The following is a 16,065-nucleotide window of genomic DNA, read 5'->3' on the forward strand; positions in this document are numbered from 1 at the left end:
AATATAGAAATATGAAAACATTAAGATTTTTAATTATTGTACTGTCTTTATCTTTGGTCTTTCCTTCGTGCGATGACTTATTAGATACAGACATAGACAATCAATATATAGAGAAAGACGATAACGATTTATCAAATCCGAACGACTCTGTATTCTCCTTATTTGGCATTTTAGCAGAGATGCAGAAGTTAGGGTCTCAATATGTGATATTAGGGGAGCTGCGTGGCGATTTGGTAGACGTAACAAATTACTCGGACAAGTATCTGCGCGAAATAAATGAATTTAATATATCTAGTAAAAATCCATATATAGATGTTCGTCCATTTTATACGGTTATCAATAACTGTAATTATGTAATCGAAAATATGGATACACTCGCTTCTAAGGGCGCTTTATTACCCGACTATGCAGCAGCAGTGAGGGTTAGAGCATGGACATATCTTCAACTGTTGAAAAACTATTCGTATGTAAGATATAGCGAAAAACCTATCGAAAATGTAGAAGATGCGTTAAATCCTGATTTTTATCCGATTGTTTCGAAAGATGAAATTATAGATAAACTGATTGATCAATTATTGAAAGTGCATCATGTGCCCGGACCATTGAGATATGTTGATGCTATTGATATGAAATACATGATTCCAACCGCTGATTTTTTGTTAGGAGAGTTATACTTGTGGCAGGATAAATATACCGAGGCAGCGACTTATTACAAACAGGTTATGGAAAAAGGGAATTATGGTTACTTGTGTAGTGATACTTATTACCCTATCGAATATTATGTTTCGGGAGGAGTAAGAGTTAGCTGGGGGGATATCTTTAGTCCGACAGCTACAAATATAAATAATTCAAATTTGGTAGAGGTAATGGCAGGTATGTATTATCATGCGACTTACGGTTACGAGAACGAACTTCCCAAATTGTTTGTTGATGATTATAAACTTAAACCTAGTTCTGCTTCTATAAATTATTGGTACGATCAGCAAACTAATATCTATATTAATGGCAATATATATGGCGATTTTAGAAGTTATGTGTCATGGAAAAGAGGATCGCAGTTGTCAAGAGCAAAAGATAAAACTACTACTGATGCATATATCAATAAGTTTGGATACGATTCAACGAACACGGCTATGGGCCGATTGATATTGGAGCGTGCTTCTCTTGTTCACTTACGATATGCCGAGGCTGTAAATAGGCTTGGAAAACCAACTTTGGCTTTGGCTGCATTGAATTATGGAGTGAAGAAGACGGTTTTAGAAAACCCGTTGTACGTAAATCAGAGCGAGGTGGCCGAGAAGACATACATTACTAATTTCGATCATACATTGTATAATACAACAGCCGGAGTTAGAGGGCGTGTGGATTTGAAGCCTATAACTATCCCTTCTACAGTTGTTACAACAAAAGATTCTATGTTGTATGTTGAGGACATGATATTGAAAGAGGCTGCTCTTGAAATGGCTTACGAAGGAAATCGTTGGGGCGACTTGGTGCGCGTAGCTTTAAGGCGGTTTGACGATGCCGATAGCCCGAATATAGATTATCTGGCGAATATTGTAGCTGAGAAATTTACAAATACGGGAGGATTGATGTCTTCAACTCCTTCGGCCGATGCCGAAACAATTAAAGCTAAGCTGAGGAATAAAGAGAATTTCTTTATACCGTTTCCGGAGGAGTAAAACGTAAAAATACACTTTTAAAGAAAAATCCTTCATAAGACATTTTAAATGAAGGATTTTTCTTTAATTTTATGCAGAATCAATCCTAAATTTTAATAATAAACCATGAAAAAAAGTTTTTACTTTATTTTATTAGCAACACTTTTGTTTCCGGGTTTCCTATCGGGGCAGAACGACTCGCTAAAAGTACAGTATCTGTTTACCAATGTAACGGGAAATAGTGTTGCCGACAATTCGGGAAACGGATATACAGCAACCTTGAATAACAATGCTTCAATTAAAAAGGTTGGCGATTTGCATGTCTTGAGTCTCGGTACAGAAAACGGATATTTGGACATGGGAACTGCTATCGGCAGTTTAATCTCTTCTCTTGGCGATTTTACTGTATCTACTTATATTTATATTGATCCGAATGTAACCATAACCGGTGCCGGAAATTTTGTTTGGGCTTTTTCGACAAGTGCAGCATGCGGCCAAACTAGTGGAAAATACATTGCTTATAGGGTAAATGCTCAGCGATATGCCCAATCGACAGGAGGATGGAGTAACGAAAAAGTTGGAATACAAAAAGGAGCAGCAGCTACTAAAGGTGTATGGCAGCACGTCGTATATACTCAAAGTGGTACTGCCGGAAAACTTTATGTCGACGGACAAGTTATAGCATCGGGAACAGCATCGAACAAACCAAGCGATATTGGCGAAGCAACTAAATATAACTGGATTGGACGTCCGCATTTTAGTGCTGACAACTATTTGAAAAATACATTAGTTTATGATTTTCGTATATACAACAAATCGTTGGACGCACAAACTATAACTACAATGGCTTCTGAAACAGAGACTTTGGAAGAAGCTTTACATGTAGCGCGAATAGATGAAGCGTGGGACGAATTGCTCTTGGAAAATCTGGATGCAGTGTATTCCGATATAAAGCTACCGCGGGCAATGTCTAATGGAGTATTGGTTAGTTGGGCTTCGTCCAATACTGCCTATATATCGAATGAGGGTTTCGTAAAGCGTCCCACTCTTGGGGCTGGCGACGAGGCTCCAACTGTGCGTTTAACTGCTACACTGACAAGTGGTTCGAAAACTAAAACTAAAGAATTTGACGCAACTGTTATGCCTTTGCTTGATGATGAAGGAAGCGTAGACCGTGATTTAGCTACAATAGCTTTCGCTGAGAATTTGAATGCTCTTCGCCAAAGCCTTTCTTTGCCTTCGGCTGGAATAGAGGGCGCTAAGTTCTCGTGGAAATCGGATAATGCAGAATATTTGTCGGATAAAGGCGAAGTGTTGAAATTCCCTGCTAAAGGTTCGGGCAGTTTAACAGTAAAACTTACTGTTACTGCAACTAAAGGAGATGTAAGCAAAACACGAGAATTTGACATAGTAATACCCGAAAGCGAAGGCTATTCGGCATACATGTTCGCTTATTTCACCGGTAACACAGGAAATGAGGAGTCTATCCGATTTGCTTTAAGTAATAACGGATACAAATATACAGCCTTAAACAGTGGTAATCCTGTAATCGGCTCCGACTCAATCAGTGAGAAAAAGGCAGTTCGCGATCCACACATTTTAAGAGGTCACGATGGCAATACATTTTATATGGTGGTTACTGACATGAAGTCGAGTAATGGCTGGAGCAGTAACAATGCAATGGTTTTCTTGAAATCGACCGATCTTGTTAACTGGACTCACAGTAAAGTGAATGTTGCCACACTATTCCCGGCATTCAGTACTATAAACCGTTGCTGGGCTCCTCAAACTATTTACGATGAGAAAACAGGCAAATATATGGTTTATTGGTCGATGCGTTCGGGCGATGCTAAAGATGTTATTTACTACTCGTATGCAAACGACGAGTTTACAACATTAGAAACTACGCCTCAAGTATTGTTCGACTATCCTACGTCGACTATAGACGGTGATATTATTTATAAAGACGGAAAATATCACATGTTTTTCAAGACCGAAGGTAGTGGAAATGGTATTAAAAAAGCAGTTTCGGATAATGTTACGGGACCATATGTGATCGAAAACGACCAGTATTTGCAACAAACAACAGAAGCGGTTGAAGGTTCGTGTGTATTTAAAATGATAGACAGTGACTATTATATATTAATGTACGATTTATATACTTCAGGAAAGTATCAATTTACTGAAAGTACCAATCTTGACAACTTTAAAGTGATAGACGCTGATGTTGAAATGGATTTCCATCCCCGTCATGGCACGGTTATCCCTATCACTGCGCAAGAAGCTGAGCGTTTAGCTGCTAAATGGGGTAAAGCTTCAAATGTTATTGTTGATGGTGTCTTGTCGCCTGATGTGAAAAGCCGTAATATTATTATTAATAATACCAATAAAATAGTGTATGTACCTGTGAAAGCAGGAACTGATATAACCTCTTTCGATCCTCAATTGAAATCTTTAGCGGGAGTGGATGTACAACCTGCGGGAGCACAAGACTTTAGCGCTGGGGCGGTTACTTACACTCTTTCGTCTGGTGCAACTACTGTAAACTATGCAGTAACAGTTGCTGTAGACCATAATCCGGTACTGGACGGTTATTATGCCGATCCGGAGGTATTATATTCGAAAAAAACAGGGAAATATTATATCTACCCTACAAGTGACGGATTTGACAGCTGGAGCGGTTACTATTTCAAGGTATTCTCTTCTGATGATTTGGTAAATTGGACTGACGAGGGTGTTATTATTGATATGCATACCGACAGACTTACCTGGGCTAATGGGAACGCTTGGGCTCCATGTATCATCGAGAAAGAAATTGATGGAGAATACAGATATTTCTACTATTTCAGCGGAGGGCTTGATGGTGGCGCTAAAAAAATAGGTGTGGCAGTGGCAAGTAACCCAACCGGACCGTTTGTTGCTTCAACAACACCTCTTATCTACAGTAGTCCTACAAATTCGGGGCAGCAAATAGATCCTGATGTATTTACCGATCCTGTAACGGGTAAAAGCTATATTTATTGGGGTAACGGTTATATGGCTGGCGCCGAGTTGAACGACGACATGATGTCTATTAAAGAAGGAACCATTAAGGTAATGACTCCTAACTCTACTTTCCGCGAAGCAGTATACGTTTTCTATCGCGATGGTAAGTATTATTTCACATGGTCGCAAGACGATACGGGTAGTGCAAATTATAAAGTACGTTATGCGACTTCCGATTCACCGTTAGGAGTGTTAACTATACCTACAAATAATATAGTGATTCAAAGAGACGACTCTAAAGCTATTTACGGAACAGGGCACAATTCAATATTGCAGATACCAAATAAAGATGAATGGTATGTTGTATACCACAGAATCTCTCGTCCTAAAGGCATTACAATGTCGAAACCCGGAAACTATCGAGAGGTTTGTATCGACAAAATGGAATTTAATGCAGATGGAAGTATAAAAGAAACTAAACCTACTTTAGATGGAGTTTCGAAGTTAGGGCAGGGAGGTACTTCTATTGAGCCGTATGCTGTTGAAGGTTCTGATAAAAATGTGCTGTTGGTATATCCTAATCCTGTAAAAGATATTCTGAACATAAATGCCGAATCTTTGTCCGGAGATTTGAATGTGAAGGTTTATAATACGGCAGGATCTTTGGTTATGAGTAAAAATATATCGGACAATAAAGTAGATTGTTCGGTATTGCCTCAGGGTGTTTATGTGATAACTGTAACAAAAGAAGGTGCAACTAAACATTCGATGTTTATAAAGGAATAAGTAAACTTTAGTATATACGAGTGTAAGGCGGTTGAGTTTTCTTAACCGCCTTGTTTTTTTAGATAAATCGGGGTTGTTTTTATCTTTAGTATGGAGGGTAATCTATTGGATATAAATAATGAATAATGACTGTGAAATGTTCTTTAATATTGTCAGGTTTTTATCGGTTTACAACAATTAGTTTATAGAGTATAAAAAAAGATGAAAGTTGTAAGGAATGTCAGGTTTTTTAATAACAGGCTTTATAGAGGGGTGTACGCCATGTATAATTCTATATTGATAGAATAAGTATTCTTCCAAATCCTACCACTTTGTATCAATTCTATATTTATGGGGATGCATAGATGAAATATTCAGATTCGAATTATTTTGTGGCGCTAAGTACCTAAAATGTATTTTTTTGAACGATTTGTACCACCTTATGCACGATTATGTCCCCCTCGATAAGAAAAAATATTTATATTTTTACACTCATTAAAACTATAATTTAATATCATTAATCTATGAAACGACCCTTATTTTTAGCTTTGTCTTTGCTTATTGGTACATCGTTCAGTACACAAGCAGACAATCCTGATTGGGAAAATCCCGAAGTTTTTGCTGTAAACAAAGAAGAAACGCGAGCAACGTCTATCCCCTATCCTAACGAGGGGCTTGCGCTAACAGACGATTATTCGGCATCACCCTACTTTCAGTCACTTAACGGAACATGGAAATTCCATTGGGTATCTAAAGTAGCAGAAGTGCCCGAAGGTTTTTATAACGAGAATTACGACATCAGCAAATGGGTAGACATGCCCGTTCCCGGCAACTGGGAATTTAACGGATATGGTATACCAATGTACGTAAACACAGGTTTCGGATTTAGAGCCAAACCTCCTCACATAGACAAAGAAGACTCTCCCGTAGGAACATACCGCCATCAATTTAACATCCCCGATAGCTGGGACGGACGCAAAGTATTTATCCACTTCGAAGGAGGAACAAGCGGTATGTACGTTTGGGTTAACGGTCAGAAAGTAGGATATACACAAAACTCTAAAAGCCCTGCCGAATTTGACATTACCAAGTATATACGCAAAGGAAACAACACCCTTGCTTGTCAGGTACACAAATTCACAGATGGTTCGTATCTCGAAGATCAGGACATGTGGCGTTTAGGAGGTATAAGCCGTAATGTATATCTTTACAGCACCGCTCAAACACGTATCCAAGACTTTTTTGCACATCCCGATCTTGATAAGAACTATAAAAATGGAGTGTTTAGTATCGATCTTAAATTAAGAAACTACACAGGCGACGCTCAAAACCAGTCGGTTGAAGTAGCTATATTGAACAATGCCGGTAAAAAAGTAATGGGCAAATCGCAAGAAGTAGCAATTCCTGCTAACGGCGATGCCGATATAGTACTTAACGGAAGCGTTTCGAATCCTTTAAAATGGACAGCCGAAACTCCCAATCTGTATTCGATGCTTATCACATTGAAAGACGGAAAAGGAAATGTGGTTGAGGCAACTTCTCACAAAATAGGATTCCGTAAAATAGAGATAACCGATGGTCAATATTTTATAAACGGCAAAAAGGTAATGATAAAAGGTGTTGACTTGCACGAGTTTAACACAAACAACGGAAACGTAGTAGACCGCGACATAATGATGCGTAATCTTCAACTCATGAAAGAGTTGAACATCAATGCGGTTCGCACATCTCACTACCCACAGCCTCCGTTGTGGTACAAGTTATGCGACGAGTACGGAATTTATCTTGTAGACGAAGCAAACCTTGAGTCGCATGGCTTAGGATATGGAAAAGACAATGTATCTAATTTTCCTGAATGGCATGCTCAACACATGGACAGAATTTATCGTCTGATTGAACGTGATAAAAACCATGCATCGGTAACATTCTGGTCGTTAGGGAACGAAGCTAGTAATGGAAAAGCGTTCTTCGATATGTACGACTGGGCAAAAGCACGCGATAACAGCCGTCCTGTTCAGTACGAACAAGCATATCAAAGAGATAGAAATACCGATATAATATGCCATATGTATCCATCGTGGGACAATATGGTAAGAGATTCGAAGAAAGACTTAGGTAGGCCTTATATTATGTGCGAATATGCACATGCTATGGGTAACAGTATGGGTAATTTCCAAGAATACTGGGATTTAATGCGTTCGAGCAAAAATATGCAAGGTGGATTCATCTGGGAGTGGTACAACCATGGTTTTCCTGCAAAGGACGAACAAGGACGTTTTTATTGGGCTTATGGTGGCGACCTTAACGGATATAATAAAATGAACGACGGAAACTTTGTTGCCGATGGTATAATCGCCCCCGATCAGCAATATCTTCCTCACACCTACATTGTAAAAAAAGTATACCAAAATATACTATTCGTAGCTAAGGACTTGGATAAAGGTATTATTACCGTTATAAACGATTTTAAGTTTACAAACATCACTCCTAAAAACTATTCATTCAAATGGGTACTGCTTAAAAATGGCAAACAAGATGCGGAAGGCAAATTTGACGTAACTGTTAATGCCGATACCCGGAAAGATGTTAAACTGAACATTCCTGCCATCAAAGCAGAGGAAGGTGTAGAATATTTCCTTCAGGTATATGCTTATAGCAATGAAGAAACTCCGTTTACTAAAGCGGGTTTTGAGGTAGCTAAGGAGCAAATGGAATTTGCGTCGAACAACTATTTCGCAAAGGTCGACAAATCGGGCAGCCTTGAAATAGAGAAAGCTGACGACAAAGTAAATGTAAAATCGGGTCAGGTAGCGTACGTATTTTCGTTGAAAGATGGAAGCACTTTACTGAATATGACTAACGACGGACATAGGGTATTTAACGAGTTACCCCGTCTTAACTTCTGGCGCGCCCCAACCGATAACGATTTTGGCGAGTGGATACAATACAAATTGCGCCTATGGGATGCTGCAGGTCATAATGTTATATACAAATACAAAAATTATCAGGAAAATAACGGTGCTATATCGTTCAACTACGAAGCAAAACTTAGAGGTATAGAAGCTCAGGTGAACTTAACATACACCGTAAATAAAGATGGTAGTCTGACTATAGATGCCGATTATAAGCCTCTATCAAACGATCTTCCTGAAATGATGCGTTTCGGTATGATTATGATTCTACCCAAAAATATGGATAACTTCACTTGGTACGGACGTGGCCCGCACGAAAACTACATAGACCGTAAATTCGACACATTCATGGGCGTTTGGAACGGCAAAGTTGAAGATCAGGCACATGCGTATATCCGTCCTCAGGAAACAGGAAACAAAACCGATGTTCGCTGGCTAACACTCGAAAGCGAGGGAGGCAGAAGCATTCGTATTGATGGAGGTCAACCATTGTCGGTTAGTGCATTAAACTATCGCCCCGAAGATTTAGATCCGGGTATGACTAAAAAGCAACAGCACATGTCGGATTTATTGCCTCGTTACGAAACAGTTCTTTCTGTAGACTTATTCCAGCGTGGTGTTGGAGGTTTGCAATCGTGGGGAGCTGCTCCGCTCGACCAGTATCGTTTCTGGGGTAACAAAGAATATAAATATAGCTATACCATTAGTGTGAAATAAAGAATATCCACAATCCTTATAAAAAAGAGTCTGAATTCATTCAGACTCTTTTATTTCACACTTGAAACAAAAAAAGGATGTACTGCAAAGTACATCCTTTTCTATTATAGAAGCTATTCTAATTTAGTCTTTGAATTTAGCCTTAAGGAACTCACGGTTCAAACGTGCGATGTTGCTTATCGAAATATTCTTTGGACATTCAACCTCGCAAGCTCCTGTATTTGTACAGTTACCAAAACCTAGTTCATCCATTTTAGCAACCATTGCTTTCGCACGGCGAGCCGCCTCAACACGTCCTTGAGGTAGAAGAGCCAATTGACTAACTTTAGCCGATACGAACAACATTGCCGAACCATTTTTACATGTAGCTACGCAAGCCCCACAACCGATACACGAAGCCGAATCCATTGCTTCATCAGCATCTATTTTCGAAATAGGAATTGCATTAGCATCAGGTATGCCTCCAGTATTTACGGATACGTAACCTCCTGCCTGAATGATTTTATCGAATGCCTGACGATCGACCATCAAGTCGCGTATAACAGGGAAACCAGCCGAACGCCAAGGCTCGATAGTGATAGTTTCGCCATCCTTAAACTTACGCATGTGCAACTGGCAAGTAGTAACATCTTCATCCGGTCCGTGCGCATGCCCGTTGATATAAAGGCTACACATTCCGCAGATACCCTCGCGGCAGTCGTGATCGAATACTACAGGTTCTTTTCCTTCGTTTATCAGTTTCTCGTTAAGGATATCCAACATTTCAAGAAATGAACTTTCTGTAGATACTCCATCGAGTTTATATGTTTCGAAAGCACCTTTTTCTTTTGGTCCTCTCTGACGCCAAACTTTTAGCGTTATATTTATTAATTTTTCCATTGATTAATCAGTTACAGGTTAGGCTTTATAATTACGTTGTTGTCTAACTACAAATTCGTAGTCGAGAGGTTCTTTCAAAAGCTCTGGCTCCTGATCTTCACCTGCGTATTTCCAACATGAAACATAAGAATACTGGTCATCCTGACGAAGTGCTTCTCCTTCCGGAGTTTGATATTCTTCACGGAAGTGACCTCCACACGATTCGTTACGGTTCAAACCGTCACGAGCCATTAGCTCCCCGATTTCAAGGAAATCTGCTAAACGAAGCGCTTTCTCAAGCTCAACATTCAGGTTGTTTGCCTCACCCGGTATACGTACATTTGCCCAGAACTCTTTTTTCAATGCTTTAATGTCTTCCAAGGCTTTCTCTAATGATTCTTTTGTACGAGCCATACCCACAAAATCCCACATTACAATACCAAGTTCTTTATGAATAGAGTCAACCGAACGTTTACCCTTAACTGCCATTAATTTAGCAACTTTCTTGTTCAGCTCGTTTTCTGCTTCTTGGAATTCAGGGAGATCAGTGCTGAAACGAGGAACTGAAATTTGATCTGCCAAATAATTTTGAATTGTATATGGAAGTACAAAATATCCGTCGGCCAAACCTTGCATCAACGCAGAAGCTCCAAGACGGTTAGCTCCGTGGTCTGAGAAGTTAGCCTCGCCAATAGCGAATAATCCGGGTATTGATGTTTGCAATTCATAATCGACCCAAATACCACCCATTGTGTAGTGGATAGCCGGATAAATCATCATCGGAGTTTCGTATGGATTATCGTCTACAATTTTTTCGTACATCTGGAATAAGTTTCCGTAACGTGCTTCAACAACATCTTTTCCAAGACGATCGATTGCTGAAGAGAAATCCAAATATACGGCAAGTCCTGTTGATCCTACTCCGAAACCTGCATCACATCTTTCTTTAGCAGCACGCGAAGCTACGTCACGAGGAACAAGGTTACCGAATGCAGGGTAACGTCTTTCCAAGTAGTAGTCACGGTCTTCTTCTTTTATCTGAGTAGGTTTCAATTTTCCTGCACGAATAGCTTCCGAATCTTCTTTCTTTTTAGGAACCCAGATACGGCCATCGTTACGAAGCGATTCTGACATCAAAGTCAGTTTTGATTGGAATTCGCCGTGAACAGGAATACAAGTTGGGTGAATTTGAGCAAAACATGGGTTTGCAAAATAAGCACCTTTTTTATAAGCCTGAATAGCTGCCGATCCGTTAGATCCCATAGCATTAGTAGAAAGGAAGAATGTGTTTCCATAACCTCCGGTACCAATAACTACTGCATGAGCCGCAAAACGCTCAACTTTACCTGTTACAAGGTTACGGGCGATGATACCACGCGCACGTCCGTCGATGATTACAACATCCAACATCTCGTAACGGGTGTATAATTTAACAGTTCCTTTATTTACCTGACGGCTAAGAGCCGAGTAAGCACCAAGAAGTAACTGTTGTCCTGTTTGTCCTTTGGCATAAAACGTACGTGAAACCTGTGCTCCACCAAACGAACGGTTATCTAACAAGCCACCGTATTCGCGGGCAAAAGGAACACCTTGAGCAACACATTGGTCGATGATACTGTTTGCAACTTCAGCCAAACGGTGTACGTTTGCCTCACGTGCACGGTAGTCGCCCCCTTTAATAGTGTCGTAAAACAAGCGGTAAACCGAGTCGCCATCGTTTTGATAGTTTTTTGCAGCATTTATACCTCCTTGCGCAGCAATTGAGTGTGCACGGCGAGGCGAATCCTGTATACAAAAGTTAAGCACATTGAATCCCATTTCGCCAAGCGAAGCGGCTGCCGACGCACCTGCAAGACCTGTTCCCACTACAATAATATCTAATCGACGTTTATTAGCGGGATTTACAAGCTTTTGGTGGTTTTTATAATTGGTCCATTTTTCGGCTAAAGAGCCTTCTGGAATTTTTGAATCTTTTTTTGGATCAAGTATAGTACTCATATCTATTTTTCTTTTAGTCTAAGTTAGTTAATTAAGCTCCGCAAAGCATGTATTTCGCAAAAAAGAAAACAGGAACTGCTGCAAAACCTAAACAAACGATTGTTGCAAACAAGTTTCCTACACACTTCAAGCGAGGCAACCATGTACGTCCGTTAATACCTGTAGATTGGAACATACTCCAGATTCCATGAGTAAGGTGGAACCACAATGCTATTATACCAATAAGGTACAAAACAATTCTAACCGGGCTGCCAAACAGCATTACCATATGGCTGCCAACTTCTTCGGGCAATACCATAATGTCTTCGATGTGGAAAAGCTCGGCAAACATCATCTTGAACCAGAAATCGTAAAGGTGAAGAAGCATGAATGCAACAAGTACCACACCCAATACAAACATGTTTTTAGACGACCACTCGGCAGGAGTCAGATTCGACGACGCATACTTGTCGCCTCCGCGAGCCCTACGGTTTTGAAGCGTAAGGATAACAGCATAAATTACATGCACTAAAATAAGTGCTGCCAATCCGGCTGTACCTGCAACAGCATACCAATTAGTTCCTAAAAAGGCACAAATCATTTCGTACGCAGGCATCGATATTATCGACACAAGGTTCATCGACATGTGAAATAGCAGGAACAAAACCAAACAACAGCCTGACAAAGCCATAATGAACTTTCGGCCAATAGAAGAATTAAGTAACCAACTCATAAAATTAAATAGTTTTTAGTTATATTAGAATATTAATTTGTTTTCTGGTTCATGGCATTATAAACGGCCTGAATTTGAGATAAATTATATCTATTTTTTAAGCCCTACAAAAATAGGCTAATATTAAAGATTTTCAAAGGAAATTTCGGCTTTTTTTCCCCTTTTCAGATGGGTCTAAAAAGGTTTTCGTTACGTATTATCCATAGTTTGCTAAACCGGGCTTACATTCCAAGATTATGAAGAATGTTAAAACCTGACAATTCTGACAGTTTTTGTGTTTTACAGTATAAAGGTACAAATTAGTGGAAAGTGTCCTTCTTTTTCGGTTTTTCCTCTCTGTTCGGAAACACAATAATTTTCTGACAATTATATCTTTATATCTTATTCTAATTCTATGTATATAGAATTGTGCACCTCCTGTAGTGCATCGAAAAGCCTATAAATAAGAGAACCTGACAATCCTGACAGTTTTTCTGAAAATTCTGATTTGCAAAGTTTAGGTTCAATATTCTGCAAAATCCTGATCTTTATAGTTCGGCGATTTGGGATTAGGCGCCCCAAACACTTTTGTAGATATACTATCCAATTCCACCCGCCAAATCTTTACATTTTTTACTGCCGGATCGGAATATTTAAATTCCGACTTCGAGTATTGTTGCATAATAAAATTAAGGGCTTCTCTTTTTTTATCCAAGTCTTCTTCAAAAACAACTTTACCTCTGCATATAACACTGCTACACTTCATCCGGTAGCTACATGCCACGTCTTTATGTTGGTAAATAAGTTTAGGTTCGGTACAAAAAGTAATGCACAAATTCGGATTTTTCTCAATAGCCGAAACACTAGAACCATCGGGGCCCGAGTGCAAATAAATGATATCGTTTCCGGCATCAAAACCAAAATTCATGGGGATAACATATGGCATTCCTTCTGTATCGACCATACCCACATAGCAAACTTTATTTTTTTTTATAATTTCGTTTATAAGCTCTCTCTCTTCAACTGTAACTGTTATCATATTGCTGTTTTTTTTATTGCCATAAAGATAAAAAAAGACTTTGCGAAACCTTATCGGTTATTTGATGTTGTATAATATATAGATAAAATAATCTATTAACATCTTTATTATTTACTTTTGACAACTAATTATTCTATGGCAAGCAATAAACAAATAAACTAATGAGGAACAAGGCTTTTATATTCGGTTTATTTTGTTGTTTCCTGTTGTTTTCGTGCAAAACAGACAGGCAGGAAAAAGTTTGGGACTTTGAGCAAATAAAAGAATCGGGCAAGTTAAATGTGATAACACTAAGTAGTTCGTATTCTTATTTTATCTACAAAGAAGAACCAATGGGCTACGACTACGATTTGGCAAAAGACTTTGCCGATTACCACAACCTTGAGCTTAATATTATTGTGGCCGAAAATGCCACGCGCCTTATTCAGATGCTACAAAATGGTGAAGGCGATATTATAGCATACCCTATAGTAATACAAAATTCGCTGAAAGATTCACTTGTTTATTGCGGTCCTCAACAAGTTTCGCATCAGGTGCTTGTTCAGCGGTCGAACAGTGCCGACACCCTGCTTACCGATGTTACAGAACTTATAGGGAAAGATATATATGTAAAGCATAACACAAAATACTATCAGCGATTAGTTAATTTGAATGCCGAATTGGGAGGCGGTATCGATATAAAGGATATAGTAAAAGACACTGTGACAACTGAAGATCTGATAGAGATGGTGTCGGATGGTAAAATAAAATACACCGTAAGCGACGACTATGTAGCTAAACTAAACCGAACCTATTACAACAACATCAACATCTCGTTAGCCTTAAGCTTCGATCAGCGATCGTCGTGGCTAGTCAGAAAAAACACCCCCGAACTGGCAAAGGCCTTGGAGGAATGGGGCGAAACAATAGACAAAACCCCTGTGTATAAGGCGATAACGAAAAAATACTTCGAATTGAGCAAAATGCCTTTCGATGGTGAATATATAGTACCCGACAGCCTGCCTAAGGGAAGCATTTCGGGCTACGATCCGCTATTCAGAAAATATGCCGAGAATTCGGATTTCGACTGGTTCCTTCTGGCGGCAATGGCTTATCAGGAGTCCCGCTTTAAACCTAATCTTACATCGTGGGCAGGAGCAACAGGGCTGATGGGGTTAATGCCAAGAACCGCAGTATCGTTAGGTATATCGGTTGAAGATCGTACTAATCCCGAATTGAGCATTATGGCCAGTGTAAAACTACTGGAAAGGCTGGATAAGATGTTTGTCAAAAGCGTTCCGGATAAAGACGAACGTATTAATTTTATCCTCGCTGCTTACAATGGTGGTCATGGGCATATTTACGATGCTCAGGCTCTAGCCCGAAAGTATGGAGGAGACCCTTCGACCTGGGATAGTGTGCATAAATTCCTCGAACTGAAAAGTAATCCGGATTATTATAACGACCCTGTTGTGAAAAACGGATATTTACGGGGTACCGAAACACTTAACTATGTAAAGCAAGTTGCCAAAAACCGAGAACGATTCAGACAAAGACACATGTCGGTTCATCATCATAAAAGCAAATAAGATATACTCTTTTGCTATTTATCTGTTGGCTTTGCTAATGCATAAGTTTTGGACTTGAGATATTCGCCGAATTCCTTTAAGTCGGAATACTTAGCTTGTTCTTCCGGCATAATGGGTTCGCCAAAGCGTATATAAATAGTCTTCCCTTTTTTGTTTGTTACCTCATGACCTAATCTAACCGAGCGCAGTCGCCAATCGACAAGATCTAAGAAATTGAAAAACCAAGAGTTTTTACCACTAAAATACATCGGTATTACAGGCACTTTAGCTTTTTTTATCAGTTTTATAACAGTTGGTTGCCACTCTCTGTCCTCAACTGTAAACCTTAAGCCTTTTACTTTTGTTTTCGACACAGCCCCTGCAGGAAAAAAACCAAGAGGGTGTCCTTCTTTCAGATGTTCGATACATTGTTTTACACCGTCAAGGCTCGATTTGTCGGCTAATTTACCGCTACTGTAAGGATTTACAGCAATAAAATGCATAGCCATAGTGTCTATCATGCCGAGTATAAAATTTACCATCATCTTATAATCGGGACGAATGCTTCCTACTGTTTCTATGGCCGCAATACCATCAATGTGGCCATAAGCATGATTCGAAACCGTTACAAAGGCTTCGTCTTTAAACCTGTCAAGAACTTCACTATTCTCGACTACAATATTTATCCCTGCATTTTTCAACAAACGGGTACAAAAATCTACCCCCTCGCACTGCTTTGCCCCATCATAAACCTGATTAACTTTGTTCAACCCCGAAATTTTCAGGACTAGCTTTATCAGAGTATTTCCAAACCTGCCTCTGAATATCGGGCTCATTCTACGGACGTCGTCGTAACTTATAAGCTTATCTTTCATAAACAGCAATATTATAA

At 39.4% G+C, this 16,065-nt stretch carries 9 protein-coding genes and 2 pseudogenes; 6 read left to right on the plus strand and 5 right to left on the minus strand.

Translation table 11 applies throughout. The annotated features are described in order from the left end of the window. The first annotated feature begins 11 nt into the window (after nucleotides 1-11). The 5 genes and pseudogenes from D0T53_RS08525 to D0T53_RS08535 all read left to right on the plus strand — a co-directional run bounded on the left by D0T53_RS08525 (nucleotide 12) and on the right by D0T53_RS08535 (nucleotide 9,040). Nucleotides 12-1,682: a RagB/SusD family nutrient uptake outer membrane protein gene (locus D0T53_RS08525; protein ID WP_163266848.1), complete on the plus strand. Its 1,671-nt coding sequence runs from the start codon at nucleotides 12-14 to the stop codon at nucleotides 1,680-1,682. A gap of 336 nt (nucleotides 1,683-2,018) precedes the next feature. Beyond that, nucleotides 2,019-2,792 (plus strand): annotated as a pseudogene (locus D0T53_RS13745) (immunoglobulin-like domain-containing protein); the annotation flags it as partial. A 9-nt stretch (nucleotides 2,793-2,801) separates the two neighbouring features. Beyond that, nucleotides 2,802-5,135, plus strand: a pseudogene (locus D0T53_RS13610) (family 43 glycosylhydrolase); the annotation flags it as partial. 72 nt (nucleotides 5,136-5,207) lie between these two features. Continuing rightward, the gene (locus D0T53_RS13615; RefSeq protein WP_370457809.1) at nucleotides 5,208-5,432 is read left to right on the plus strand and encodes a T9SS type A sorting domain-containing protein; all 225 of its coding nucleotides are present in this window, start codon (nucleotides 5,208-5,210) and stop codon (nucleotides 5,430-5,432) included. A gap of 503 nt (nucleotides 5,433-5,935) precedes the next feature. Continuing rightward, nucleotides 5,936-9,040 (plus strand): glycoside hydrolase family 2 TIM barrel-domain containing protein, encoded by a 3,105-nt coding sequence (locus D0T53_RS08535; protein WP_163266853.1) that lies wholly within the window; start codon nucleotides 5,936-5,938, stop codon nucleotides 9,038-9,040. 123 nt (nucleotides 9,041-9,163) lie between these two features. Here D0T53_RS08535 and D0T53_RS08540 read toward each other — a convergent pair whose 3' ends face one another. From D0T53_RS08540 to D0T53_RS08555, 4 genes are all read right to left on the minus strand, one after another. Beyond that, complete coding sequence (locus tag D0T53_RS08540) at nucleotides 9,164-9,919, minus strand: succinate dehydrogenase/fumarate reductase iron-sulfur subunit (protein WP_163266855.1); 756 nt, start codon at nucleotides 9,917-9,919, stop codon at nucleotides 9,164-9,166. 18 nt (nucleotides 9,920-9,937) lie between these two features. After that, nucleotides 9,938-11,896 carry a fumarate reductase/succinate dehydrogenase flavoprotein subunit gene (locus D0T53_RS08545; protein WP_163266857.1) on the minus strand — a complete coding sequence of 653 codons (1,959 nt, stop codon included), beginning with the start codon at nucleotides 11,894-11,896 and terminating at the stop codon, nucleotides 9,938-9,940. A 31-nt stretch (nucleotides 11,897-11,927) separates the two neighbouring features. After that, nucleotides 11,928-12,608, minus strand: a complete 681-nt coding sequence (locus D0T53_RS08550) for a succinate dehydrogenase cytochrome b subunit (protein ID WP_163266859.1) — start codon at nucleotides 12,606-12,608, stop codon at nucleotides 11,928-11,930. Nucleotides 12,609-13,110: 502 nt separating this feature from the next. Further along, nucleotides 13,111-13,626, minus strand: a complete 516-nt coding sequence (locus D0T53_RS08555; protein WP_163266861.1) for a pyridoxamine 5'-phosphate oxidase family protein — start codon at nucleotides 13,624-13,626, stop codon at nucleotides 13,111-13,113. A gap of 161 nt (nucleotides 13,627-13,787) precedes the next feature. On the opposite strand from D0T53_RS08555, the gene D0T53_RS08560 reads away from it, so the two are divergent. Further along, a complete protein-coding gene (locus D0T53_RS08560; RefSeq protein ID WP_163266863.1) occupies nucleotides 13,788-15,194 on the plus strand; it encodes a transporter substrate-binding domain-containing protein in 1,407 nt (468 codons plus the stop codon). A 14-nt stretch (nucleotides 15,195-15,208) separates the two neighbouring features. On the opposite strand, the gene D0T53_RS08565 is transcribed toward D0T53_RS08560, so the two are convergent. Beyond that, a complete protein-coding gene (locus tag D0T53_RS08565; RefSeq protein WP_163266865.1) occupies nucleotides 15,209-16,048 on the minus strand; it encodes a lysophospholipid acyltransferase family protein in 840 nt (279 codons plus the stop codon). Between the last annotated feature and the right edge of the window lie 17 nt (nucleotides 16,049-16,065).

This window comes from Dysgonomonas sp. 216, from assembly GCF_010501065.1.
In the GTDB taxonomy this organism is placed as follows: Bacteria; Bacteroidota; Bacteroidia; order Bacteroidales; family Dysgonomonadaceae; genus QVMM01.